Annotated in this window: 19 protein-coding genes; 9 read left to right on the forward strand and 10 right to left on the reverse strand. The window is 47.7% G+C overall.

From position 1 onward, the window contains the following. Positions 1 to 18 precede the first annotated feature (18 nt). A complete protein-coding gene (nblS, locus tag Q0986_RS01130; protein WP_299402490.1) occupies positions 19 to 1,962 on the forward strand; it encodes a two-component system sensor histidine kinase NblS in 1,944 nt (647 codons plus the stop codon). On the opposite strand, the gene Q0986_RS01135 is transcribed toward nblS, so the two are convergent. The 3 genes from Q0986_RS01135 to phoU all read right to left on the reverse strand — a co-directional run bounded on the left by Q0986_RS01135 (position 1,963) and on the right by phoU (position 6,071). Beyond that, positions 1,963 to 2,607: a phycobiliprotein lyase gene (locus Q0986_RS01135; RefSeq protein WP_299402492.1), complete on the reverse strand. Its 645-nt coding sequence runs from the start codon at positions 2,605 to 2,607 to the stop codon at positions 1,963 to 1,965. Further along, positions 2,600 to 4,936: a ribonuclease R family protein gene (locus Q0986_RS01140; RefSeq protein ID WP_299402494.1), complete on the reverse strand. Its 2,337-nt coding sequence runs from the start codon at positions 4,934 to 4,936 to the stop codon at positions 2,600 to 2,602. Before Q0986_RS01140 ends, Q0986_RS01135 begins: the two co-directional genes overlap by 8 nt. A 463-nt stretch (positions 4,937 to 5,399) precedes the next feature. Continuing rightward, a complete protein-coding gene (phoU, locus tag Q0986_RS01145) occupies positions 5,400 to 6,071 on the reverse strand; it encodes a phosphate signaling complex protein PhoU (protein WP_299402496.1) in 672 nt (223 codons plus the stop codon). A 454-nt stretch (positions 6,072 to 6,525) separates the two neighbouring features. On the opposite strand from phoU, the gene Q0986_RS01150 reads away from it, so the two are divergent. Further along, entirely contained in the window at positions 6,526 to 7,206 is a 681-nt protein-coding gene (locus Q0986_RS01150; protein ID WP_299402498.1) for a hypothetical protein, read from the forward strand. 200 nt (positions 7,207 to 7,406) lie between these two features. Further along, on the forward strand, positions 7,407 to 8,036 hold the full coding sequence (locus Q0986_RS01155) for a CPP1-like family protein (protein ID WP_299402500.1): 630 nt from the start codon (positions 7,407 to 7,409) through the stop codon (positions 8,034 to 8,036). Positions 8,037 to 8,121: 85 nt separating this feature from the next. Here Q0986_RS01155 and Q0986_RS01160 read toward each other — a convergent pair whose 3' ends face one another. The 3 genes from Q0986_RS01160 to Q0986_RS01170 form a co-directional block, all read right to left on the reverse strand. Next, positions 8,122 to 8,634 (reverse strand): pentapeptide repeat-containing protein, encoded by a 513-nt coding sequence (locus Q0986_RS01160; RefSeq protein ID WP_299402502.1) that lies wholly within the window; start codon positions 8,632 to 8,634, stop codon positions 8,122 to 8,124. Between the two features lie 70 nt (positions 8,635 to 8,704). Then, positions 8,705 to 9,643: a glycosyltransferase gene (locus tag Q0986_RS01165; RefSeq protein ID WP_299402504.1), complete on the reverse strand. Its 939-nt coding sequence runs from the start codon at positions 9,641 to 9,643 to the stop codon at positions 8,705 to 8,707. 129 nt (positions 9,644 to 9,772) lie between these two features. Continuing rightward, entirely contained in the window at positions 9,773 to 11,488 is a 1,716-nt protein-coding gene (locus Q0986_RS01170; protein ID WP_299402506.1) for an AarF/ABC1/UbiB kinase family protein, read from the reverse strand. Between the two features lie 518 nt (positions 11,489 to 12,006). Between Q0986_RS01170 and Q0986_RS01175 the strand changes: the two genes are divergently transcribed. The 3 genes from Q0986_RS01175 to rpe all read left to right on the forward strand — a co-directional run bounded on the left by Q0986_RS01175 (position 12,007) and on the right by rpe (position 16,461). Then, entirely contained in the window at positions 12,007 to 14,106 is a 2,100-nt protein-coding gene (locus Q0986_RS01175) for an adenylate/guanylate cyclase domain-containing protein (RefSeq protein WP_299402508.1), read from the forward strand. A 46-nt stretch (positions 14,107 to 14,152) separates the two neighbouring features. Then, on the forward strand, positions 14,153 to 15,604 hold the full coding sequence (locus Q0986_RS01180; RefSeq protein ID WP_299402510.1) for a mechanosensitive ion channel family protein: 1,452 nt from the start codon (positions 14,153 to 14,155) through the stop codon (positions 15,602 to 15,604). A 149-nt stretch (positions 15,605 to 15,753) separates the two neighbouring features. After that, positions 15,754 to 16,461 (forward strand): ribulose-phosphate 3-epimerase, encoded by a 708-nt coding sequence (rpe, locus tag Q0986_RS01185; RefSeq protein ID WP_299402512.1) that lies wholly within the window; start codon positions 15,754 to 15,756, stop codon positions 16,459 to 16,461. Between the two features lie 91 nt (positions 16,462 to 16,552). Here rpe and Q0986_RS01190 read toward each other — a convergent pair whose 3' ends face one another. The 4 genes from Q0986_RS01190 to pilM form a co-directional block, all read right to left on the reverse strand. Then, positions 16,553 to 18,568, reverse strand: a complete 2,016-nt coding sequence (locus Q0986_RS01190) for an AMIN domain-containing protein (protein ID WP_299402514.1) — start codon at positions 18,566 to 18,568, stop codon at positions 16,553 to 16,555. 79 nt (positions 18,569 to 18,647) lie between these two features. Next, positions 18,648 to 19,373, reverse strand: a complete 726-nt coding sequence (locus tag Q0986_RS01195; RefSeq protein ID WP_299402516.1) for a pilus assembly protein PilO — start codon at positions 19,371 to 19,373, stop codon at positions 18,648 to 18,650. Then, the gene (locus Q0986_RS01200) at positions 19,370 to 20,125 is read right to left on the reverse strand and encodes a PilN domain-containing protein (RefSeq protein WP_299402518.1); all 756 of its coding nucleotides are present in this window, start codon (positions 20,123 to 20,125) and stop codon (positions 19,370 to 19,372) included. Before Q0986_RS01200 ends, Q0986_RS01195 begins: the two co-directional genes overlap by 4 nt. Positions 20,126 to 20,129: 4 nt before the next feature. Then, positions 20,130 to 21,218, reverse strand: a complete 1,089-nt coding sequence (gene pilM / locus Q0986_RS01205) for a type IV pilus assembly protein PilM (RefSeq protein WP_299402520.1) — start codon at positions 21,216 to 21,218, stop codon at positions 20,130 to 20,132. Between the two features lie 302 nt (positions 21,219 to 21,520). On the opposite strand from pilM, the gene fumC reads away from it, so the two are divergent. The 3 genes from fumC (at position 21,521) to Q0986_RS01220 (ending at position 25,549) form a co-directional block, all read left to right on the forward strand. Beyond that, entirely contained in the window at positions 21,521 to 22,936 is a 1,416-nt protein-coding gene (fumC, locus tag Q0986_RS01210) for a class II fumarate hydratase (protein WP_366918483.1), read from the forward strand. 51 nt (positions 22,937 to 22,987) lie between these two features. Then, positions 22,988 to 23,599, forward strand: coding sequence for a hypothetical protein (locus Q0986_RS01215; protein WP_299402522.1), 612 nt, complete (start codon positions 22,988 to 22,990; stop codon positions 23,597 to 23,599). Positions 23,600 to 23,872: 273 nt separating this feature from the next. Continuing rightward, complete coding sequence (locus Q0986_RS01220) at positions 23,873 to 25,549, forward strand: GMC family oxidoreductase N-terminal domain-containing protein (protein ID WP_299402525.1); 1,677 nt, start codon at positions 23,873 to 23,875, stop codon at positions 25,547 to 25,549. Positions 25,550 to 25,705: the final 156 nt, after the last annotated feature.

Below are 25,705 nucleotides of genomic sequence, written 5' to 3' on the forward strand. Positions count from 1 at the left end.
ATTTAGGTTCTATGTTTGATGCAGCTCTTTTTTGAAAAGCTCAGAAAAGTTATTGTCAGTTGGTGGGCCGATTCTAATATTCAAACCCGGCTGATGGTGGCAGCGACCCTCGTCGTCTCGTTGCTGATGAGTGCCTTAACCTTCTGGGCCGTGAATAGTATTCAGCAAGATGCTCGTTTACAGGACAACCGCTTTGGCCGAGACCTGGGACTGCTCTTATCCGCCAATGTAGCGCCGTTAGTAGCGGATCATAACTATGGGGATCTAGCCAAACTCTCTCGGGAATTTTACAGCCGCACCTCTAGCATTCGCTACATGATCTATGCAGACGAGGAAGGCAGCATTTATTACGGTATCCCGTATTCCGAAACCCAGGTTAACAGCTCCTTGACCTTAAGACGGTTAATGCAGCTACCGGATAACTTTTCACCCACCTCCGGGTCAGTCATGGTCCGAGAGCATGCCACTCCTGATGGGGAAGTGACCGATGTCTTTGTCCCACTGTTGCAAGAGGATCAATACCTGGGAGTGCTAGCCATTGGCATTAATCCCAATCCGGCAGTGGTCACCTCATCCCACTTGACTCGAGACGTCACCATTGCGGTCTTTATTACCATTTGGGTGATGGTGATCTTGGGGGCCGTCTTTAATGCTCTGATCATCACTAATCCGATTAAAGAGTTAGTGCTTGGGGTGAAGACGATCGCCTCTGGCAACTTTAAGAAGCGAGTGGATCTGCCCTTTGGCGGGGAATTGGGTGACCTTATTTTCAGCTTTAACGATATGGCTGAACGCTTAGAGCGTTATCAGGAACAGAATATTGAAGAGTTGACGGCCCAAAAGGCGAAATTAGAAACGCTCGTCTCCACTATCGCAGATGGAGCCGTGTTGTTGGATACGGACCTAGCAGTTATTCTGGCCAATCCCACGGCCCGCCGCCTCTTTAATTGGGATAGTGAGGTGGTGGGGCAGAATGTTCTCAACCGGCTGCCCGAATCGGTCCAAATTGAGCTGACCCGTCCTCTCTACCAAAGTGCTGCAGGTCGAGAAGGCAGTGAGTTTCGGATTACGCTAGCAGGCCCAACGCCCAGAACGGTTCGGATTCTGCTCACGACGGTTTTGGATCAGCAGCGCGAAAAGGTCAAGGGTATTGCGATGACGGTTCAAGATATTACCCGCGAAGTTGAGCTAAATGAGGCCAAGAGCCAATTTATTAGCAATATTTCCCATGAGTTGAGAACCCCCCTCTTTAATATCAAATCGTTTATTGAAACCCTGCATGATTATGGTGATGATCTCAGTACCGAAGATCGTCAGGAGTTTTTGGATACCGCGAATCGGGAAACCGATCGCCTCACCCGTTTGGTGAACGACGTTTTAGATCTCTCACGGCTGGAATCCGGTAAACAATATCGGTTTGAAGCCGTTGACTTACTCCAACCCGTTGAACAAACCTTACGCACCTATCAACTCACTGCTCGCGATCAAGGCATCGAACTCAGTCATGAAATTCAGGCCAACCTCTCTCCCATCTGGGGAAATTATGATCTACTCCTGCAAGTGCTCACCAATCTGATTGGCAACGCTCTGAAATTTACGCTCAAGGGAGGGAAAGTGGTGATTCGGGCCTATCCTCTGCTGGAGCATCGTGCCAGTCAAATTCGAGTAGAGGTTGCCGATACGGGCATTGGCATTGAACCTGATGATCAAGCTGCGATTTTTGATCGTTTTTATCGCGTGGAAAATCGGGTACATACTTTAGAAGGCACAGGGCTAGGTCTCTCCATTGTCAGAAATATTCTAGATAAACACCACGCCAGCGTTAATCTGGTCAGTGAAGCGGGGGTCGGTACGACCTTTTGGTTTGACCTCAATATCTATCGTGAAGATTTAGCTAAGAACACTTCAGATGTAGACCTTGACAATGTGGAAGAGGTGGACTCGTTGGGGATTTCGAGTTAGCTACCACCCCAGCCAAGAGTGTGCAGGAATAAGGGCATCGGCCGTTGTGGCGGGTGAGGAAGGTGGCGTCAGCGCCGATAGCTTGGATTCTGCACAGAAAGAAGTGGTGTTAAACCCACCCAAACTTTTTACCGTTGTGGTTCGCAGCCGTAGGTTGGGATTTGCAAACCAAAACCGTTCTTGAGAACTCATCGTGTCATATTCAGTGGTTAGGACTAATCCGTTGTGGGCATCCACCTGATATTGGCCGATCACAGGAATATTTTCTGCGTAGCCGCGTTCACGCAACAGCTGGCCTGAGTGCCTATTGTCTGGGACGAGGACAAATACCGTTGATCCCTGATGGGTGTCCTCCTCGTCGCGATCCCAAGCCATTGTGCCTTTCCACTGGACAAAACAGCCACCAATGGCCTGCTCCGGCTGCACAGTATGTAATTGACAAATTTCAATCACCTTCGGATCGTCAGGTGCTAAAACCTTGACTTCGATTTCTGTGTTGCCAGATTCTGATCGCCTCAGTAATAGATGATGCGTGATCCGATGGGAACGCCATATCCCTTCACTCATCTGAAAAAATTCTATGGCATTCATGACTGTTCTTGGCTGACTAAGGTGTGTCCCATAACCGTGAGATACTTTAGCCATCGGCTGATTCTTCTGAATCATCGGTTGGCTGAGCATCGCCTGCTTCATCTGGGGGAGTGGGTGTCTCCTCGTCTGCTGGGGCTTCACTCCCTCCGCCGACGACAATTAAATCAATTTGCTGGCGGTAGTAATCAACACTTTTAACTTCCACTTCAACGCGATCGCCCAGCCGATACTGACAGCGGTTCTTACGGCCGACTAAGGTCTGTTGACGAGACCGATACTCATACCAGTCATCCTTAAGAGAACTAACATGGACCAATCCTTCGACCATTAACGTTTCAATGCGGACAAAGAACCCATAGGATTGAATCCCAGTAATGATCCCTTGTAAGACCTCCCCAGTATGGGCTTGCATTTTCTTCGTTTTCTGTAATCCGGTTAAGTCTTGGGAGGTTTGTCGAGCCAGGGTTGCTTGTTCATTCAGCGTGGGAATTGCGTTCGTGATTAGTGCCTCTAAATCCCGCTGGCTCTCTGGGGGCAGAACATTCCAACTGATTTGTCCATGACAAGAGCTATGGCGAAGGTTCACTCGGTCTTTGGCCCGGGACGTACGGCGATCTCGACCCTCGGTAAAGACCGCATGGAGGACACGTTGATTGATTAAGTCACTGTAGCGATTGAGAGGAGAGGTGAAGTGCCCGTAGTTATTAACCAACGCTAAGCCAAAATGGGGACCGGATACAGTGCTGTACTGGACGGGTTTGAGGGTCGCTTGTAAGAGTTCAAAAAGGATCGGAGACAACTCAGAAGTTTGAAAGGTCTGGCAAAAGGTTTGAAAATCATGAGGTTGAGCAGTATCTCCTTGCTGCAAGCTTAGAGATAGCTGGATATTATCTGCTAGTTTCAGTAAATCTTGTAGATCCTGAGCATCGGGAGGAGCCTGAATCTGGTAAATGACGGGGACGGCCAAGGCTTGCAGGTGAGAAATGACAAGATGGTTGGCAAGCGCTAAAAGATCGGCCACCATACTGTGGGCTGGGACTGGGGCCGACACAATAACAGCCCCTAAATCGCCTTCATCACCAATGATTTGCGGTGGCGGTGCGGGTAAATGGAGATCAAAACTACCGCGCTCATATCGATGTTGTCGGATCGCTTCGCTCATTTGATGGAGATGACCGATAGCGTCTGAAAGACTCTTTCCCTGGGTGCTGTCCCCATCTAGGATGGCTTGCACTTGCTCGTAATCCAAGTTCTGATCGACCTGTATAACGGAGGGTTGGAGCTCAAATTCCAGGACCTCACCCTTTTTATTGAGGGTAATCAAGATGGAAATGGCTAAGTGTTCTTTCCCCGCGGTCAGGGCACCAATCCGCTCGATGCACACATCGGGGTAAAGAGGAAGCGTAGAATCTCCCAGGAACATTGAGGCACTGCGTTGATTGGCTTGCCGGTCAAGGGGAGACTCTAAGGGGATGTAATGAACTAAGTCGGTGACATGAACCCCAACTCGCCACTGATTTCCTTTCAGTTTCTCCACAGAAAAGGCATGGTCAAGTTGCTTTGGATTGGGTTTACCATTGTCTTCTGCGGGTTGGAGATTCTCACAGATCGTAACGGTGGGTATATCTTGAAGGGCTAAGCGTTTCTTTTGATCGGCCTTTCTCAGTTTCTTTGGGAGTGCTTCTGCTGCTTCTAAGGCAGTGCCGGGAAACGAGCGTGGTAAATCATATTTACAAAACACTAGTTCGATATCAGCAGCAGACTTGGCATCACTCCCGAGGACTTGGGTCACCCGCCCTAGGGGAGACAATTGTCCCAATGGATAACGGACAATCTCGACATGCACCAGCTGATCAATCGCTGCCTCTAGATCAGGCCCTTCTGGCTCGGGGTGGAGCACGAGTTCAAAGAGCAGTCGATCATCGAGGGGAACGGCCCGAAATTCGCCAGCTTCCGTTTTCTTAACCCGGGCAATGACGGAAGGATTTGATCGCTCTAAGATTAGCCGAACTTCTCCTTCTGGACTGCGCCGCCGTCGTCCTTCTTTTGTGACTTTGACTAAAACGCGATCGCCATTCCACGCTGTATTCAGCTGGCTTTCACGAATATAAATGTCTTCTGTATCATCCTGATCTTGAATGGCAAAACAGAATCCCTTGCTGGAGCAGCGAAGTTTGCCTTCAACGATACCTTCTTCTGGGAGACGTTTATACTTTCCCCGCTCCTTTGTCAGGATGCCCACTTTTTCTAGGGCCTCTAGCGTAATTTGGAGCTGTTGGGCACTATTGATGGCTTGACAATCTAGCTTTTTTTCTAAGGCTTTAGGAGCAAGTAGCTTATCCTCTGCAAAATTATTCAGTAGCGCGCTAATCGAGAATTCCATGCAATTTTTAGTCCTTCATTGTGGCTAGGGCTTGGTTTCTTAATCAGTGCCAGTCTTGCTTGATTATCTAGCTATGATTCGTAGAGTATTAGCTCTCCTAGAATGGTCCGCTTGTTGGGATCCAGCAAGAACTCAACTGCTGAGGCAACCCGAACTCAAGCACATCAGCATTGTTATTCCTTAGGCAATGGGTCTATCAAACCTAAGTGAGTAACATATGCAGATTTGCGAACCAACGAGGTTTGTGATGATCCTCGCTGAACCTTTGGCGATTGCAGCATAAAGTTCAGAAGATGGGCAAAACTGCAGTGCTATGCGGGCATGAGTGTGAGAAAACCTAAAGTGCCCTATGAATATTGTATGCCCTATTGATCGTTCCTTACAGAGGAACAGCTGTCAAACAAAATTAGAACTATATAGTCGAAATGCTTTAGACAATGAAGGATGAGCCTATTGCTGAACGCTAACGTTGCCCGGTGACGATAAATGCAACTCTCTGACCAATGTTGGTGGCATGGTCTGCCATCCGTTCTAAGGACCGAATAACAAGCATAGATAACAATAAAGGCTCTGTTGTGTTAGGTGCCGATTGACTCGCGAGGATGGTGTATAGGCGATCATAACAATCATCAACGGTATCATCTTCAACTTTGACCTGTAAGCCCACCTCTGCATCTAATTCGGTGAGCGCCGATAAACTTAGGGCTAACATGTCTTGGCATAAGGTTGACATCCGCTCAATTTCAGACATGTAGGTGGCTACTGGATAAGGAAACAGTTTGACTGCTACTTCACCAATATCTTCAGCATAGTCCCCAATCCGTTCTAAATCCCGCACGAGCTGCATTAGAGTGCCAATTAATCTTAAATCACTGGCTACTGGAGATTGGAGAGCAATTAACTGTAGGCATTGCACTTCGATATGCTTGTACAGTCGATCAATTTCCTTGTCTTGCTTGGAGAGGGGATCGACCACCGATAAATTGCGACTAAATAAGGCAGTGTGGGCCAAGCGGCAAGATTGCTCAACCAACGTCCCCATTCGTAAGACATCTTTCTGAATGGTTTGCACTTGCCGCTCAAACTGACTTCTGATCGGTTTAGTCACTTTGGGCCAGGAGGATTGAATGAACATTTTTGGGTTATATACTGATTATTTTTTTAATTTAAATCTTTTGCTAAAAGCTTACGATAGATTTTTATCGTCTTAAGGGATCCAGTCTAATCCGCAGTCCATATTGTGGAGATACAGGAAAAAAACGGTAAATTAATGCTTTCCATGATCTACGATCCTTGAGCTGATGCTGGTTTTGCCCACTCAGTCTAAGAGTGGCAAAAACTGCCCATTCAATAGGGGGAAACTGACCCGTGCTCGGTTCCAGGCAAGTCTAGCGATTATGGGTCAAAGAATCACCTAATATTAGAGTCTAGGCAAAATCTGAAAATGTGTTAGTTATTCAAAGCACATTCTGCTCCAATCCTGTACATAATGGATGGGAAAAGATGCAGGGTTAACGGTTGTCTATAGAGTTATCTTCTATGCCCGCCCTAATGTTCACTCGATCGACATGATTGCTGGGAGGCATTTTATGTACTCGCAGTTTCGGGCTCAATATCCGACGGGGAGTCTTATATCTGAATTATTGAAAGCGGAGCCGGATCATTATATTGTCCGTGCTCTGGTTCAAGTGGGAGAAACAACGTTAGCGACTGGATTGTCTGCTGCTTCAACGGTGGAGGAAGCGGAGGACCATGCACGGGTGCGAGCCTTGGTGACTTTGGGACTAGAGCCGTCTCCCTTTGAATCACAGGCCCATTTAATGGGCAACCAAGATCCGGCTCGGCTCCAGCCTGCTTCTTCATCAGTGGATCTGCAAGATGTTGCCCAGCGCGCCCTAGCGGCTGAAGCAAATTGGGAGGGGGCTGATCCTGGCTTGCTACCTGAGATGTCTATACCCGAATTTGAGAATGAACCAGTTGCTCAGCAACGATCAACAAATGGGAGTCGTCGGGGAAAGACGAAATCGACGTCTCCAAAGCGTAAAGCGGCTCAAGCTGCACCCGCTGCGAAATCGCCGATCGATTTGTCGGATATCATTGCTCAGACTGATGTGGAATTAAAACGATTAGGATGGACGAGTACCCAAGGCCGTCGGCATTTGCAGCAGACTTACAATAAGCGATCGCGGCAGCACCTCACAGATCAAGAACTGCTAGAATTTCTGGATTTTTTGCAATCTAACGTGAATGAGGATGAAGCTCCTTTCTAATACAAAATGTTAAGTTTTAGCGCTAGATGCCAGACTTTTACCTCTGGAGTTAGAAAAGAATCTGAAAGTTGTGTGCAAGAGTAAATCAAGCATATTAGGGTGGAAGGGTAGATCTGTTAAAATTGCAGACTCAATCAGGGTGGCTTAACCAAGCGCTCTGAAATATACCCCAGAATGAGTTGGCTGAAGTTGTTAGGGCAATGGAAGAAAAACGCATGAGTGAGCAAAATCCTTATGAAATCCTGGAAGTTGCAGAGAATGCTTCTTTCGAAGATATCCAGACTGCCCGCGATCGCATCATCCAAATGCATCCAGAGGACGAAAAATGCCGGCAGACTGTAGAAGCTGCCTATGACTCCGTGCTCATGGATCGATTGCGCAAGCGACAAGAGGGCAAAATTAAAGTGCCAGAAGGGATTCGCTTTGCAGAGCGTTTGGCGGAGAAAAAGCCACCCAAGCTGAGTATGCCGCAGCTCAACTCCTCTTCTAATTGGGTCCAACAATCCCTCGATCAGCCCGATTTACAGGAAGTGACGATTGTCGGAGCTTGCTACACCGCTTTGGCAGGATTTGCGCTGTTCTCTCAATCTGTAGACACCCTAGCCTTTCTGTTGGCCTTAGGGGTCGGTTTTAGCCTGTATTGGCTGAATCGTAAAGAACAAAAATTGGGACGAGCCTTTTTGCTAACAGTGGCTGCTTTAGCTGTTGGGGCACTGGTGGGTTCAGCATTACTCCAAACGGGCTTGCAAACAGACCCTGTGAAGCCTGAATCAATCTTGAGCTGTGTGATGTTTGTGATGTTGTGGTTGGTAGATAGTTTTCTGCGGTAAGGATTAGCGAGGGCCTGGTGTTGGCGATCGTATCTCTTCCCCAGTCCGCGATGATGGCAATATTATCTGTGATAAGAAAGCCAGTCTACTCTTGCGCAAAACTGACGATCCGGCCATCGGGAAGGACCGTATCTGCTAAGATCGCGTCCTCTAAAGATTGGAGATTTACTTGAGCTCCAGATAAATCAGCGCCTGTTAGGTCGGCTTCTCGCAAATCAGCCTTTTGTAAGTTAGCCCCTCGGAGATTGGCTCCTCGCAAACTGGCATTGGCAAAGACGGCTTGATATAAATTAGCCCCCCGAAGATCGGCGCCCGTCAAATTGGAGTTACTGAATAGAGCATTGCTGAGGTTCGCGTCTTTTAAGTTTGCCCCTGCTAAGTCGCCTGCAATGAATCCGGATGCCTGCAAGTTGGCTTGATGAAAGGAGGTACCAATCAAGGTAGCCCCATGCAAAATAGCATGGCTGAGATTAGCTTTAGCAAATGAGGCATGAGTTAGATCTTGCAAGCTGAGATTACTGGCCTCTAGGTTAATCCCAACAAAGGAGCGGTCACCTTGAGCGTATCTTTGGAGGATATCAGCACCAGAAGTAGCCATAGCATTAGGGTAAGTATTGATCTATATACCCAGAGTTCCCCATTTCTCTATCAGTCCCCCTTCTCTGATGTCATCCATTGTCGCTAACATCCCTGTTGATGAGCTGCATGTAGGCCGCATAAGCACTCTGCACCTGATACCAGTTGAGAAAAATCCGGGCAATGCCTAAGGCCATCTGCGAATGATGACGATTGATCAAAAATTGTAATAGGGAGGATAGGGTGTGTTCGTTTAACCAGCCATTAGCAGTGAGCATTCCCCAGAGGAGGCGGTGCCCAAGCGTCATTTGGATCATTCGCCTTACTGGAGCTGTCGGGTGTTTTAAGTAAAATTGCATGCCCATGCGGCCCCGCTGTTGCTCCTGTTCAATTAACTGAGGAAGTTGGTCTAGGGAAAAGGGTGGATGCCAGTGATAGCCTACTGCCTTTGGGGTTTTGACTAAGACTAAACCAAGTCTTTTCAGACGCATTCCTAATTCCAAATCTTCCCAGCCATATTCCTTGAACCTGGGATCAAAGCCACCTGCAACGTCTAACCAGTGCCGAGTGATCGCCACATTGCCTGTGGCAAAATATGCGGCTGAAAAGTCAGTGATTTTATAGGGTTCGGCAGTTGGGGTCTCAAAATTACAAGTTTGAATAACACGACCATAGGAAAACAGACGATCATGCCTCAACCGGTGTTGGGCTTGTTCTAATCCGTGGGCATGGGCTTGCAAAAACTGCTCAGTAACGACTAAATCACTATCAATAAATACGAAGGTATCGCCCTGGGATGCCTGAATCCCTAAATTCCGAGCGATGGCTGCTCCTTGGTGGGCTTGGCAGATATAGCGAACGGGCCATGCCTGGTGTTGTAACCAGGCAACGGTATCATCCGTCGACCCATCATCAACCACAATCACTTCATAGGTATGATGAGCCGCTAACGCTTGGTAGGAAAGGGCATGCAAGCATTTCTGCAAGATGGGTAGACGATTATAGGTGGGGATGATTACACTGAAAAACACATCAATGCAGTCAAGGTTATAGATTTACAGAAAGATCCCGAGGGTGTGCAGTCTGCTTGAACTGCTAACTGATTGCCGCTTTTCAGTGGTTCCTATCGAAGTGAAACGTGCAGTGGGAGATAAGAGACGTTAGGATGCTGATAGGTTAGGAATCGGTAACCATTCGGGAAGATTTGATTCTGAAAAGTCAGCTAAAGCCCCTAAGGCAACATCAAACAGTTTTCCAGGCTGTAAATCATCTTTAATTAAGTGCCACAGCCGCTCGATTTCTTCGGTATGAAGTCGATCGTCTTCAATCAAAGCCAAAACCACTTGACGGCGTAAATAAGCTCCCTCATCAGACATGAGAAACTGCATGCCTAAGCGAGCCGTGGGGAGGAGATCAAAGCTTTGATCCGTTTGTGCGATCGCAATCAGATTTTCCAGACGCTGCCATTGGAATTTGCCATCCTTAAACAGTACTTCCAGGAGGCGACGCTGAAATTCGGGCGTTTCTCCCGCTAGCAAGCGCTGAGCTACGTAGGGATAACTGACCTCAAGAATCTTGAAGTCGGGATTCAGGCAAAGGGCCACCCCTTCTTGCGTCACTAAGGAACGGATAATCAGCGCAAACTTAGCCGGTACCCGAAAGGGATAGTCATACATTAACTCCGAGAACCGATCCGTAATGGTTTTGAAGTTGAAATCTCCCACCTTGGCCCCAATGATGTCATCAAACACATCTTCCAAAGCTGGAATAATCGGGCGGATATCCGTTTCCGGCGTCAGAAAACCCAGTTTCACAAAATCAGCCGCCAGCAGTTCATAGTCTTTGTTAACCAAATGGACGACCGCATCGACCAAGGTATTCTTAGTCGTTTGATCCAGCTGATCCATCATGCCAAAGTCCACATAGGCCATACTGCCTTGGGAGGTGGCAAATAGGTTGCCAGGATGAGGATCAGCGTGGAAAAATCCAAACTCTAAGAGCTGACGCAAACTGGAAATCACCCCAATCTGCACTAGGCGATCTGGGTCCATATTGGCCTCAACGGCACATTGACTATCGGTCAACTTAAAACCATTAATCCACTGAAGGGTCAAGACCCTTGTGCTACTGTAGGCCCAGTGAATCTTAGGCACTTCGACAGCAGGATACTCTTGGAAGTTGGTTGCAAACCGCTCGGCATTTTGCCCTTCATTGATATAGTCAATCTCTTCAAAGAGTTTGGTGCCAAACTCATCCACAATCAGCGTTAAATCATGGCCGAGATTGAGAGGCAAGAAACGGCCAAACCAAGCAGCCATCAGCCGCATTAGATAGAGATCTAACGTTAGCTTCGGCTTCAGATTGGGGCGCTGGACCTTGATGGCTACCTCTTCTCCTGTGAATAGCCGACCTCGATAAACCTGGCCTAAACTGGCTGCTGCGACAGGTTTTGCAGAGATTTCTTGATAGACGTCACGAGCAGGCTGCCGCAGTTCAGATTCAATCAGGGCAAAGGCTTTGTCGTTGGGGAAAGGAGGCAGTTGATCTTGGAGCAACATCAGCTCTGCCAAGAATTCCTTCGAAATCAAGTCAGGACGTGTAGATAAAGCTTGGCCGACCTTGATGAAGGTAGGACCCAAACGGGTCAGAATTTGCCTAATTTGAATGGCCCGTTGAGGAGAATGGGCTGCACTGGAATTCGTCCATCGGTCCCATAGCAGTCCCCAGACAAAGCCGCCGAAGGACCAAATAATGTAAAGTAAACGCCATAATGCTTTCCAGGGACGCCAGCGGTAGTAGGCTGCGATCTCACGAGCGTTGTACCGTTGCAGTGCACGATTGACAGATGGGGGAGATGACATGAATTGTTGCTGCATCACGTCGCGTTGTCCTCACAACTCCAAAACTGTGTTCTAAATACCCTTAAGCCATTGCAAATCTAGCTTTTTTAAACGTTTTTGGCACTTCCCCAACCCTAAATTTGCAGCCCAAAACAAGCTGTCTGGCAACAGTGCTTAAGATTATCTTTTCTTAACTTAAATATAGTATAAGAAAGTACAGATTAAATCCTTTTTAGGTAAAGATACATAAAGTCTTAAAGACTTCCCTCTGATGAAAGAGAGCGATGGTAGTCCGCCAAGATGTCCTATTCTCCAGTACTACACCAGAGATAGCCATGACATTCCTGGCTTTAAAGCATGGAAAACTTAGATTGCCAAACTGACATTTCAAGCGGATGGAGGTCACCTTAATAATTCCCTGATGTCAGACTTGAGCTTCAACTTGTCTCTCGCTGTTGTAAAAACCAAGATTTACCAGCTATAAACGCTACGAAGCATGGTAAAAACAAGCCAAGTGTAAGACATTGACCAATTGTCTGAGGAAGATCCAACGAGTGCTGAAGAAATTAAGTATTCAATCCAAGCTGACCTTAATGCTGTTGGGGGTCAGTGTTAGCTCTATATTAGTCATTGCCCTGATTGGCTATAACAGGGGCAAAGCGGCTTTAACTCGCCGGATTTTTCACCAGCTCACCAGTTTACGGACAACTAAGAGCTATGAGGTGCGCTCATTTTTTAATCAACTCAATCGCCAAGTCCGCTTTGTGAGCGATGACCCTACCACCAAAGAGGCTATGCAAGCCTTTAAGCAAGCTCATAAAGCGTTAAATAGCCAAAAAATTCCGAGCCAATGGCAACAGGCCATTCAGACCTATTATCAGCAGGAATTTATTCGCCCCTTAGCGGCCAATATTGAGGGAGAACCCCAGGTTCAGACTTATTTACCCCTTGCTAATAGTGGTAGCTACTTGCAATATCACTACACGATCAAGACGCCCGACTTTGACCAAAAAGTCAAAATAGATGACCCAGGAGACGGGAGCAACTATACCCAAGTCCATCGGCAATATCATCCTGCGTTTCGATCGTTAGTGTCAGAATTTGCCTATGAAGATCTTTTTCTAATCGATCCTGAAACAGAGAAAGTGATCTATAGCGCCTATAAAGGAGTGGATTTTGGTACCGATTTAGCCTCGGGTCCTTATTCTCAAAGTGTTTTAGCCCAAGCCTTTCGTAAAGTGATCCAAGAGGGAGAACCTAATTTCGTCACGTTCACCGATTTTGAACCTTATCGTCCTTCTCATAATCAACCGGCAGCAATCGTTGCTAGTCCCTTATTTGAGGGGGGCACGTTGATTGGCGTCATGGCACTGCAAATTAATATCAGTGACATTGACCAAGTGATGACCAATGGTCAACGGTGGCAAGAGATGGGATTGGGGAAAAGTGGTGAAACCTACTTAGTGGGGGCTGATTCTCTCTTGCGATCCAATTCGCGCTTCTTATTGGAGAATTCTCCTGATTATTTCCGAACCTTAATTCAAAAGGGTGTCGAACCCACAAAAGTGGAACGGATGCGACGGCAGAAAAATTCAATTTTGGAACAGGAAGTCAAAACGACTGCCGCCCAGCGGGCACTGCTAGGCAATTCTGGCATTGATATTATCGATGACTATCGTGGCGTTGCGGTATTGAGTTCCTATGGCCCCCTGCAAGTAGAGGGTTCCGATTGGGCTATCCTCGCTGAGATGGATGCTGAAGAAGCCTTTGCGCCTATCACTGAACTGCAGAAACAGGTGCTGATTTCTACCGCCATCTTAATCCTATTGATTACAGTCTTGGCCCTCTTCCTCTCTCGTTTGTTTGTTAAACCGATTCAATCGTTGATGGCTGGTTTCCATCGGCTTGGCGAAGGCGAGACAGATGTGACGGTTACCGTGAATTCTCAGGACGAGTTCTATGATTTGGCCGTTTGCTTTAATCAGATGGTCGCGAATTTATCCCAGAAAGCCCAGCTTTTAGAAAATCAAAGCCAGGAAAATGCTCAATTACTCTCTTGCATTCTGCCTGATCCCGTTGCTCAGCGCCTTAAAAGTGGTGAAGAACAAATTGCGGATAGCTATGCCAATGTCACGGTACTCTTTGCCGATCTAATTGGGTTTACAGACTTATCAGAAGTATTGCCTGCTAATGAAATTGTGGCTTTATTGAATGAGTTGGTGCGGGCCTTTGATGAAGCTGCTGAACGCTATGGGGTGGAAAAGATCAAAACCATTGGTAGTGGGTATATGGCGGTCTGTGGTCTGTCTGTTCCTCGACTAGACCATACCAAGCGGATTATGGACTTCGGCATCGAAATTACTCGGCTTGTGCAGCGTTTTAATCAAACCCACCAGACGGCTTTGCATGCTCGTGTGGGGATTAATTCAGGGTCTGTTGTGGCTGGGATTGTCGGTCGCAGCAAATTTATTTATGACCTGTGGGGAGATACGGTCAATATTGCTCATCGGATGCAAACTGCGGGTGAGGGCGATACGGTCCAAGTGAGCCAGTCTGTTTACGATCAGCTTGGAGATATTTACGAGTTTGACAATGGCCGCGAGGTAGAAATTAGCGATGAGCATAAACTACCTGCTTGGTTGCTCAAGATCTAGCCCCTTGGCTGCTGTACCTCTTTTTTGACGTCTTATCCGCGCAAGTATGACTCCATCTCTTTTTCAGCAACCGTGGTTTCTCTGGAGCTGCGGGCTTATGGTGGGTTTCCCCTTCCTGATGCTGGTCTTAAATGAATCCATCGTGTATTTGCAAAAGCAAGGGAAACCTCTTGTCCATACGCTGAGGATTTTACGAAATCTGGTATTACCCATTTTCGTTGCGTTTATTGTGCTAACGAAAATTATTGGGTTAGATACCGAGCAAACAGCCCTTCGCTTACTACAGACGTCGCTTTGGGTCTCTTTGATCCATGCTGCTTTGTCCTTTGTCAATGTATTGCTATTTGTAGAGGCGGGGGGAAATACCTGGCAGGCTCAGGTGCCGAAGTTACTCAGAGACTTAACTCGATTTTTCCTGATTCTGATTGGGACGGCTTTTGTTCTGTCTCTCGTCTGGAAAACAGATTTAGGCGGATTGTTAACGGCGCTGGGGGTGAGCTCGATTGTCATTGGTTTAGCCCTCCAAGATACGCTAGGTAATTTATTCTCAGGGATTGCGCTCCTGTTTGGGCGACCGTTTGTGATCGGGGATTGGCTCAAGTTTGGGGACACTGTGGGTAAGGTGATCGAAATTAACTGGCGGGCGGTCCATTTAATTACCCGTGACCAGGAAATGTTGATTGTGCCCAATTCCGTGTTAGCAAAGGAAGTGTTTTACAACTACCGCCGTCCCCAACCCTTGCATGGGGAACCAATGGAAGTAGGGTTCTCTTATAATGATCCGCCGAATAAAGTCAAGCGTGTTCTCAGGCAAGCAGCGCTAGAGACGCCGGGTGTTTTGTCTGATCCAGAACCTGTGATTCAGACAACTGCCTATGCTGACTCATCGATTAATTATTATATAAGGCTGTATTTACGGGACTATGAGCGGGTTCCCCAAATCCGAGATGCCTTTATGACCCGGATTTGGTATGCGGCTCAGCGTCATCACTTAACGATTCCATTTCCGATTCGTACCCTGATTCATGAGCGACCGCCCAGGGAAGAGTTGAATGGGAGTAATCGTCGGGTGGTAGAAGAGTTGCGATCGCTCCCTTGTTTCATCGCCACCCGCTCAGAGATTTTGGAGCAACTGGTCACCAATGCTGAGTTTAAGTCCTTTGGCCAAGGCGAGCGGATTCTTTACCAAGGCCAAGAAGAGGTCAAACTGCACTTCTTACTGGCAGGACAAGTGCAGATGAAGGTGCTCAATTATGCGAATCGTGAACAAGAGGTATTAACGCTGTCCAAAGGAGACTTTTTCGGTGCAACCGCTCTGCTATCACAAGAACCCAGCTCGAATTCGGTGGTTGCCTTGAGTGATGTCGACGTGATGATCTTAGAAATAGAAGCGATGCAGGTGATCATCGATCGCACGCCCCAACTGGCTCGCGAGATGGATGAAATTATTGAAGCCCGTCGGAAAGCGATCCACCTGGCCCAACAGGCTTATGCTTAGCCCATTCCGCTCTGAACGGATGACACTGGAGTTTGATTCAGTATTGAGGGTAGGTCAAAGTTGAAGATTTTGTTAAACTGGTTACTGCAAAAGTGCTCAAGTTTTCCACTTTGTCTCTCTAAGCAGTCGTCATAACCGGATCTTTTACCATGACTCTATCTTCTTCACCCAAGTCGACCGTTATCTCTCCATCTATCCTTTCTGCGGACTTTAGCCGTTTAGGGGAGGAGGTTCGAGCTGTCGATCAAGCTGGGGCTGACTGGATTCATGTAGATGTCATGGATGGTCGTTTTGTTCCCAACATCACCATTGGTCCCTTAATTGTCGATGCATTGCGCCCCGTGACCCAAAAGCCATTGGATGTTCATTTGATGATTGTGGAACCAGAACGATACGTTGCTGACTTTGCCAAAGCAGGGGCCGATATCATTTCTGTTCATGCCGAAGCCAGTGCCACAACTCACTTACATCGAGCCTTAGGTCAAATTAAGGAATTAGGCAAAATGGCAGGGGTCGTTTTGAATCCCGGTACTTCTCTTGAACAGATTGAGTACGTTTTAGAACTTTGTGACCTCGTATTGATTATGAGCGTTAACCCCGGTTTTGGGGGGCAAAGCTTTATTCCTGGAGTTCTACCCAAGATTCGCAAGTTGCGCCAAATGTGTGATGAGCGCGGATTAGATCCCTGGATTGAAGTGGATGGAGGCTTGAAAGCGAACAATACTTGGCAAGTTCTCGAAGCAGGAGCCAACGCAATTGTGGCTGGTTCGGCAGTGTTCAAGGCGGATGACTATGCTGAAACGATCAAAGCTATACGCAATAGCAAGCGACCTGAACCTGAATTAGTCACAGCCTAAATTTAGGGTCTTTAGTTTATCATTCCCAAAACGAACCCTCCATCCTGAAAAACGAGATGGAGGGTTCGTTGATATCTGCTTGGAGATGAATCTAAGGCTTCAAGAGCTTTTGGGATTCTTCACCGGGAGTATAGCGATAGCCATAAGTGCTTTGATCCGAGTCATCCACAATCTGAGGAGTGACCAAAACAACCAATTCACTTCTCTGACGAGTATTGTTCTCACGACGGAATAGGCGACCCAGTAAAGGAATATCACCCAGAATGGGCACCTTGGTAACGTCTACTCGATCTTGGTCTTGAATAATACCTGTCAACACCAAAGTTTGACCATCTCGCAGACGGAGTTTGCCTGTTTCTATGCGACGTTGTTGTAACAGTAGGGCTTCTCCGCCAAATTGATCTGTAAATTGCTGCCCCGATAAAGAGCTAACTTCAGGAGATAAGCTCAGGGTGACATAACCATTGTCATCAATATGGTCAACATCAATATTCATGATCACCCCAGCATTTTGGATGATGGGTTTTAAGCTGGATACAGCACCACCGGCTGCGGTCGATTCAGTTTCTGCTTCAAATCCAGAGAACACCTGTTGAGTTAAGTTAACTTGAGCAGAACTTCCTTCCTGGACGAGTAGGGTAGGATTAGTCAGGATCTTGGCATCTTGGTTGGTGACAGAGACTAACAGATTTCCCAAAAAAGTTTGAGTCAATGTGACAACATTTTGATTCGCTAGAGCATTACCTGTGCCAAAAACCGCGCCCAGGGTACCATTCTGAATGCCAATGCCTAGTGAATTATTGGCACGGAATTGTAAATCAGCATTAGAGTTTTTACCTTTTAGCAAGTTAACATCAATAAACTTGACGTTGATCGCTACCTGGCGTTGCCGTACATCTAACCGTGTCAAAATTGCTGTAGCCGTTTCCACCTTTTTGGGAGTTCCAATCAGGGTGACAGAGTTCGTCCGCCCTTCTGCAACCACTTCTAACCCTTCTAACAGGGTAGAGCTACCGGCCTCTCCTGAGCTACTGCCGTTGGCACCATAGGATTCTAAAATTTCCTTAGCGCCCAGTAATTTACTCGTCTCTGTACTATCTTTCTTGCGGGTAATCCCTGTGGTGGTGGTTGATGATTCATTTTCAGAGCCAGTTGGGGTAATATTGCCGCCAGTAACCGCCTCAGTTGCAAGTGAACTCGTTCTTTCAATATTCGCTGTTGCCTTCATCTGGTTAAGGCGAATCGTTCTCACAACTCGGTTTTGAGCATCACCAGGCAGTGTCTTACCGACAAAAACGGTTTGACCGACTCGGTTGGCTTGCATGCCAGATAAGCGCAAGACGTAGTTGAAGACATCATCTACAGATTCGTTCTCGATGTCTAAGGTAATGGTAGAAGAAGCAGCCCCTTCCTCTCCATCTCCGCCATCTTCAGCGAAGGCAACGTTGACATTTGCTGCTCTTCCTAGAAGCGTGAGAACTTCGCGAACAGGCGCTTCACGCAATAATAATTTAGGAATAATTTGATCGCTACCTAAATCGATCCGCTCAGGCTCAACATTGAGTGGCGCAATTGCCATATCACCGACGGGGGGTGCCTTAGCCCGACTTCTAAAGGGTGGTACAGCGCTCGCCCGAGAGCGAGGATTAGTGGGCTGAGAGGACGTTGCTGTGGCATCGGTGCTGCCGGGTGCACCATCAAATTTAATGGCTAATACCCCATCTCGATTATCATTACGAATGGTTTCGGCAATGGGGGCAGCGTGAACCCCTTCCACCGTGATCCTAACGGTATCAGGATCCAGTTGACGCACTTCTACAAATTTAATGCCAGGGGCCGGGTCTTTTTGTTGAAACGGACCTGATTCAGACAGGCGGAGGAGTGAATTACTGACATCTGAAATGGATGTATTCCCCCGGTTCACAGTAAAGATGGGTGGACGATTGTCGCCCTGAGTGCCCAGGACCAGCTCAAACCCCTTAGATGTGGGATTCAATTGAACGTTGGTCACTTCAGTTTCGGCAGCCCAGACCGGCTGAATCATTGCCCCGAGAGCGGCGGCTGTGCAGCCCATCACAATTCCAGATTTTCCTTTGTACCAGTTCACCCTACACTCCTCTGTTGTTCGTTGTAAAAATAATGGATGATGAATGTTTGTCGTCGATTAAGCTGCATGGGGCAGCATATTAATTCGCCTGCGCCTCAGATTTGGCTTTCGCAGCAGCAGCAGCCTGGGCGGCAGCAGCAGCCTCCTCTGCGCTTAAAGGGACATAAGCATGCAGATTGAAAGTGGATTTCACCAGATTACGCGGTTGCCCTGGTTTGTCCGTTTGTTGCAACTCCATAGACAAATCCCGCACAACTAAGACGGTTTGCAGGCGATCAATGGCTTGCATAATCTGCAGGGTTTGATTGAAGTTTCCTTGAAAGGAAACAGACGTGACTTGTCGCTTAATCTTATTGTTAAGCGGGGCACCCAATGAACTATCTTTGACAATGCCAGATGTTTGATAATTCGGCTTGAAGGTTTGTAATTGGGCATTACTAGAGACAATCACCCGGTTTAAATCCAGCAATAATGTGTCTAATGCTTGCTGATCAGAAAACAACGTACGCACGTCATTATTTTCTCGCTTGGCACGATTGAGTTGAGCAACAATCTCGTCAACTCGCTGGGTGGTTTCTTCTTTTTGCTCTAGGTCTGTTTTCTTTTGGTCTACAGCTTCCTGGAGTTCCTGGTATTCAGCATACTTAGGGGAAACCAGTTGAGTCCCGACATAGGCGGCTAGACCTATGCCCACGACTGCTGCCAAAATTCCTGACACGGTTGGGGTAAAGGTAATCCCAAACAAGGTGGGATAGGAAGGCCCCAATAACTCATCTTCTCGTGCAAATCCGCCCGTGGCCGTCATGGATTCATTACTCCTTTTTGTTTCAGTACCCCAATTCGTGCAGCTAGACCTGATGCTCCTTTTGCATTTAGAACTTGCAATAATTCAGAGGCAGGAACATCGTTAATGGTGGTCTCTAATTGATGCTCGACCAATGAGACTTGGGTTCTGTCGTTCGTTTTGCGCTCTGATGACATTAGTTGTGTTTGTGCAACTGTCAGAAAAGGAGACTTTCTCAAGGTCAATACAAAGTCGTTGACATCGTTAAAGGAAATCGCATTCCCGGTAATGCTTAACTGAGTCGGTGCTGATAAGGCGGCTACAGCCTGAGTATTGGGTTTGCCAGCCTGTTGAGGTTGGCTAGGAGGCGTTGCTGCCTTTTGCTGAATCTTTGTGATTTGCAACGTGGGAGGGACGCGATCGCGGATATCCTGCAACGTTGCCGACCAGGGTTTGATTTGATTAAAAATCGTTGCCAAGGCTTTGGTTTCAGCTTTGACTTGCTGTTCCTGCGCCTTGAGGCTGTCTACCCTTGAAAGGTCCGGTGCGAGTTGAGCCAGCTCGTCATCGAGTTTCTCTTCTTCCGCTGTGAGCCGCTGATTCATAAACGTCATCACGCCGAAGCTAACCAAAACGAGTCCGAGTGCTGCGGCACCGACCCCCAATCCAATAAACATCGGTGTTTTATCGTCACTGTCGTAACCACTGGCGGCGACAATTTGCTGGCTATACTCTGGGCGATCATTTAATAGGTTGATATCAATTGAATACATGCACTTATACCTCTCGCATCCCAAGACCCATAACAACACTTAAAGCAGGACGTTGTGCCGCTGGGATGCTTTCCGAATTCTGAATACCGAGCGTATTAATGGGGTCGACTAAAGTGGTCGTTAGTCCTAAACGCTGGGTTAAAAATTCATCAATTTGTCCTAAACTGGCGCCTGGTCCTGAGACAAAGACTTGCGTAATGTCCAGATTCTCACCTTGATTCAAGTAAAAATCGATTGAGCGACGTAATTCATCTGATAAGTCGCTTAACATCCTCAAAATTGCAGCAGAGCTGGGATTATTAGCCGTGTTGTCTGTGACATCCAGAGGGACCGTCATGCCTTGTAATAAATCTGCACCCATGGCACCCGGTAGGTTCATGGCTCGGCTCAGTGCGTTCTGGAGATGGTGCGTCCCAATCGGTACTTTCCGATTAAACTGGGGAATCCCATCCATGACGATACTAATTTCTGTGCCGTCAAAATCGATATTAACTAAGGCCACTGCTTCTCCTTCCATAAATTGGAGAAGCTGGCTTCGTAGGGTTCTAATCAGAGAAAAGCTGCTGACTTCTAGAACTTTAAGATCGAGGCCTGCTTGTTGAAAAACGTTGAGGTAGTTTTCAGTAATGTCCTTAGGAGTTGCGACTAATAGGACTTCGACCCGCTCAATCCCGTCTTCATCAATGTCTGTTCCCAACCGTTGGAAATCGACATCGGCTTCTTCTCGTGGGAAGGGAAGATAAATAGCGGCTTCTTGGTTCAAGACCATATCCCGCAGTTCCATTTCATCGAGTTCGGCAGGCAATCGAATCAACCGAATGACGGCTTCTCCAATGGGGACAGCGCTAATAGCCGTTTTGGCTTTGATTTTGTGTTCAGTAATTCCTTGGCGGATCGCATCGGCAATGGCATCTGGATCGGTGATCCGTCCGTCTTGAAATGCGCCTTCCGGGATAGGAATAGCGGCAAAGGTGTTGAGGTTTGTCCCTTGCTTTTGCTGCTTGAGTTGAACGATATTCACGCTGTCTGGGGTTAACTCTACGCCTACCCCCTGATTCGAATTCGAAAACAGACTTTTAAATGAAGTCACCACAGGTATGTCCGCTACAGGCTGAATAACAATATGGGCAAAATATGCAAATCTAAATTTTTGATGCTTGAGGAACAGTTTGATTCTGTTGGGAGGATACCCACTTTTTTGGGCACAATCAACACTTCCCGGTCTGAAAGACCACTACTCAGATAACATCATTTTAGATCTGGGAGGATGGAGCCAAAATTGAATATTTGAGTTGATTAAATTCCTCCTCTCAGTCAGGATACCCACGTTTACCGTAAGGTTGTACCATACTCCAAAATTTGCTGACATTTCTCGAAAAAAGGCCAGAACTGCCCATGTCTACCCCCGCTGAGATCGACAATCAAGTTCGGATTGAAACCGACAGTATGGGTTCAATTGAGGTGCCGAGCCATCGGTATTGGGGCGCACAAACCCAGCGGTCTTTAATGCATTTTGCGATTGGAGATGACCAGATGCCGAGGGCCATGATTCGGGCTTTAGGTCTGGTTAAACAGGCGGCGGCAATGGTGAATCTTTCTCTGGAACGGTTAGCACCAGAGTTAGCAAATCTGATGATTGTGGCGGCGACGGAGGTGGTCAAAGGCCAGTGGGATGATCAGTTCCCCTTACGGGTATGGCAGACCGGCAGTGGTACCCAAAGCAATATGAATGCCAATGAGGTCATTGCCAATCGAGTGATTGAGCTAGTGGGAGGCACGTTGGGCAGTAAAGTGCCTTGTCATCCCAATGACCATGTCAATCTGTCGCAGTCGTCCAATGATGTTTTTCCTACAGCGATGCATATTGCGGCCACAGAACAAGTCGTGCATTGCTTAATTCCTCAAGTAACAGTACTTCGAGATGCGCTAGCGGCTAAGGCTCAGGAATTTGAAAGCATTGTCAAAATTGGCCGCACCCACTTGATGGATGCCGTACCGTTAACCTTGGGACAAGAGTTTTCCGGTTATGTCACCCAACTCGATCACAATCTAGAGCGGCTTCAAAGTACGCTCCCCCATTTGTATGAATTGGTCTTGGGGGGGACCGCCGTGGGGACTGGACTGAATACTCATCCTGAGTTCGCAGAACGGGTTGCTGGTCAGCTAGCGGACTTGACCGATTTGCCTTTTGTGACGGCTGCCAATAAGTTTGCTGGCTTGGCTGCTCATGATGCGTTAGTGATGGCCAGTGCTGCCACCAAAACGTTAGCCTGTAGCCTGCTGAAAATTGCTAATGATATTCGATGGCTGGCATCGGGACCGCGGTGTGGGTTAGGTGAGTTAAGGCTGCCTGCGAATGAGCCAGGGTCATCGATTATGCCGGGTAAGGTCAACCCCACTCAGTGCGAAGCCTTAACGATGGTTTGTGCCCAGGTGATGGGCAATGATGCGGCCGTTAGTTTTGCGGGCAGTCAGGGTAACCTAGAGCTGAATGTCTTTAAGCCTGTGATTATTCACAATCTCTTACATTCGATTCGTCTGTTGGCAGATGCCTGTGGTGCCTTCACCCAGTATCTTGTGGTTGGCATTGAGCCGAACTCGTCTCAAATTCAAGCCTATTTGAATCAGTCTCTGATGCTGGTGACTGCTTTGACCCCTCGAATTGGATATGATCGCGCGGCGCAAGTGGCCAAGCAAGCCCACCAAACGGGGCAAACATTGCGAGAAGCTTGTGTTGCCCTGGGCTTTTTAACTGCAGCAGAATTTGACCAATCGGTGCAGCCCGCCCAGATGACTCATCCCACGGGTTAACGGGCGGCACAATCTGGACCTTGCCATCATTCACTATTTTTGGTTAATGCTATGACTCAACTTTGGATGTTGCCGACTGCGATCGCAAGCTTATTGGCACTGACGACTCCCCTAGTGCCGCTCTCCAGCTTGGCCCAGGAAGCGCCAGCCACAGAAACCCAAGCCCGGCGGCAAACCCAGCGACAAACCCACGCTGCCAATGGTCTGATCTTTGAGACACCTAAGGGGTTTTCCGAAGTCAAATCCTTGGGCAATGATACGGTGGGCGTGGTGGCTCAAAAAGGCAGCCGCAAACTCAAAATTCGCATGGCAACGCTGAATGCTGAGTGGTTAGAACTGCTCAATATGGAAGATGAAGAGTTACTGGGATATGTCAAAACCACTTATCTCAGTATCAATGCCCCGGCTCGTGAATATCATCAACGCCGATTTCTGGGACAAACGCTGACCGGAGAGCTGCAATATAAGCGGACGAATCGGGGCTATAACATTGTAGAAATCTATCTAGTGCCCTTGAGTGATGGCAGTAGGGTGATGCTGGCCCTGGAAGCCGATACCTATTTGCCCTTACCCCATGTTGAACATGCGTTTCGTACGGTATCTCGGACAATGCGGGAAGATCCAGAATTTCTCAAAGAACTGAAGAAAAAAAAGAAGCGCTAGCTGGCAGCCTGTTCTTGAATTGATTATTCAGAGCTTCTGATCCAGAGCTGTGGTACGCCTGAGAGCATCTGGTCACCTGACAACACCAGCGAAAGTTTGATGGAGAGATTGTTGAGCAACCTGTCGCGTATGCCAAACTAATGGTATTCGCGAAGAGTGGTGACTGGCTCACTGATGCTGCGTATCGTTTTTAAGCAGATCACTCTATCCAAGCGATTCGAAGGTTGGTTTGGCACTGTTAGTGAATCACAGCCATAGGCTGGGGAGGCAAAAATGGTGTTCGACTATATTGTAGTTGGCTCTGGAAATGGAGCTTGTGGATTTCTGAGTCGGTATATAGATTCTCAATCCCAGGGTAAAGTTCTGGTTTTAGAAGAAGGCGAGAATTTCTTCTACAGCAGTGATATTGCCCATCAGCTCAATTGGCTTAAGTCTTTTGCTGAAGGAAAAATCTATAAGCTGCATAATGCCCAGACGCCTAATGGCATTCCCATTATTTCTGGGCGGGCTTGCACGATGGGGGGTGGTGGATCGATCAACTACACAATGATCCATGAATCCTCGGAATGGTTGTCGGCCCATGTGGGGCAGCCGGTTAACTATTGGCAAGCGTTGAAGCAGTCGTTAAATCAACGATTCAAAAGAGAGGATCCTACTAAGGATTTGTCTCCTATCACTGAGCAGGTCTTGCAGGCAGCTGAGCAGGCTGGCTTTCGACAAAGTAAGGACGGATTGGCGAATATTCCCAATCATCCAGAACAGGACGAAAAGCTCCTCCACCTGTTTCCCACGCTGTTTAATCCCTTTGGTCAGCGCACCCACAGTGGCGTTTCTATTGTCAATTGGTTTGATGACCGGATTACGCTCAGAACCCAATGTCGTGTCCAGCAACTAGAGTTTGAGACAACTGATATGGGTGAGTTGCGGTGTTGTGCAGTCCATGCCAGCAATCTAGTGGAAGAAACGACTGAATCCTTTGCCCTAGCAGAGGAAGGGAAAGTCATTCTTTGCGCGGGAGCAGGCACGCCTCGCTTATTACTGCCCCACAAAGACAAAATCGGTCAGGGTGAAATCGGTCATCAGGTAAGTGACCATATCCTGTTACCGCTAGGGCTCTACCTCCCCAAGGACGGGATTGATACGACACCCAAGGATAATTACGTTCCCGTATTTGCAACGACCTTATGGCGAGAGGATCCCAGTGCGGAAGCAACCGTTTGCACCTTTGACTTCTTTGCGGGGGAATTTGATCGTCTGATCTTTTTAGTGTCCCATCTGTTTCTTGCCCTCCTGTTACCGAATTGGCTTAAACGGCAGGTGATTAAATATCCCAAGCTCTTCTTTATCACCAAAAATGCGGTGCGGATTTTGATTCAGATAGTCGCCTTTTTGATTAATGGGATACGGATTGTATGGAATTGTCTCACCAGGAAACCGAAACATCACGAATTGGAACTGGTCACGGCCATCCTCAAGTTCAAACCTCGCTCGGCCGGATATTACGTTGAGGATCAATCACAAATTACGCTAGATTTCTTTGCTCAAGATCCGGACACTCGCTTTAACCAGGATAAAGAAGTCGCCAAAACGGTAATCAAGGATCATATGGACTTTTTGAATGCACTGGGCGATCAACCCCATTGGTTGGTGAGAGGGTTGCTGCGATGCTTGACTCGGATTCCCTACACCCCAGAACAAGTAGAAGACTATGTGGAAACCTATAGTCGCAAATTTCTCTTGACCGAGCAGCATTTAGCCGGTGGCTGTCTCTATGGCTCAGTCCTGAACCAGGGCTTAGACAACCCCGAAGAGACGGGTAAAGTGGTCGGAACCCATAATGTCCATGTCGCGGACTTGTCTTCGGTGCCCTTACCCCGTGTAAGTCCGCAAATGACGGCCTATCTTCTGGGCTTTCATGTCGCTGAACAACTGTGTTGCGGGGGACGATAATGGGAATGGGGCCGAGTGCTAACTGCATAGCTGCCTATCTTCTGGGCTTTCATGTCGCTGAACAACTGTGTTGCGGGGGACGATAATGGGAATAGGGCCGAGTGCTAACTGCATAGCTAGAACGATTAGTGAGCTACGCTATAGATCCCACTCATA

Source organism: Acaryochloris sp. IP29b_bin.148 (assembly GCF_028285565.1).
Lineage (GTDB): Bacteria > Cyanobacteriota > Cyanobacteriia > Thermosynechococcales > Thermosynechococcaceae > Acaryochloris.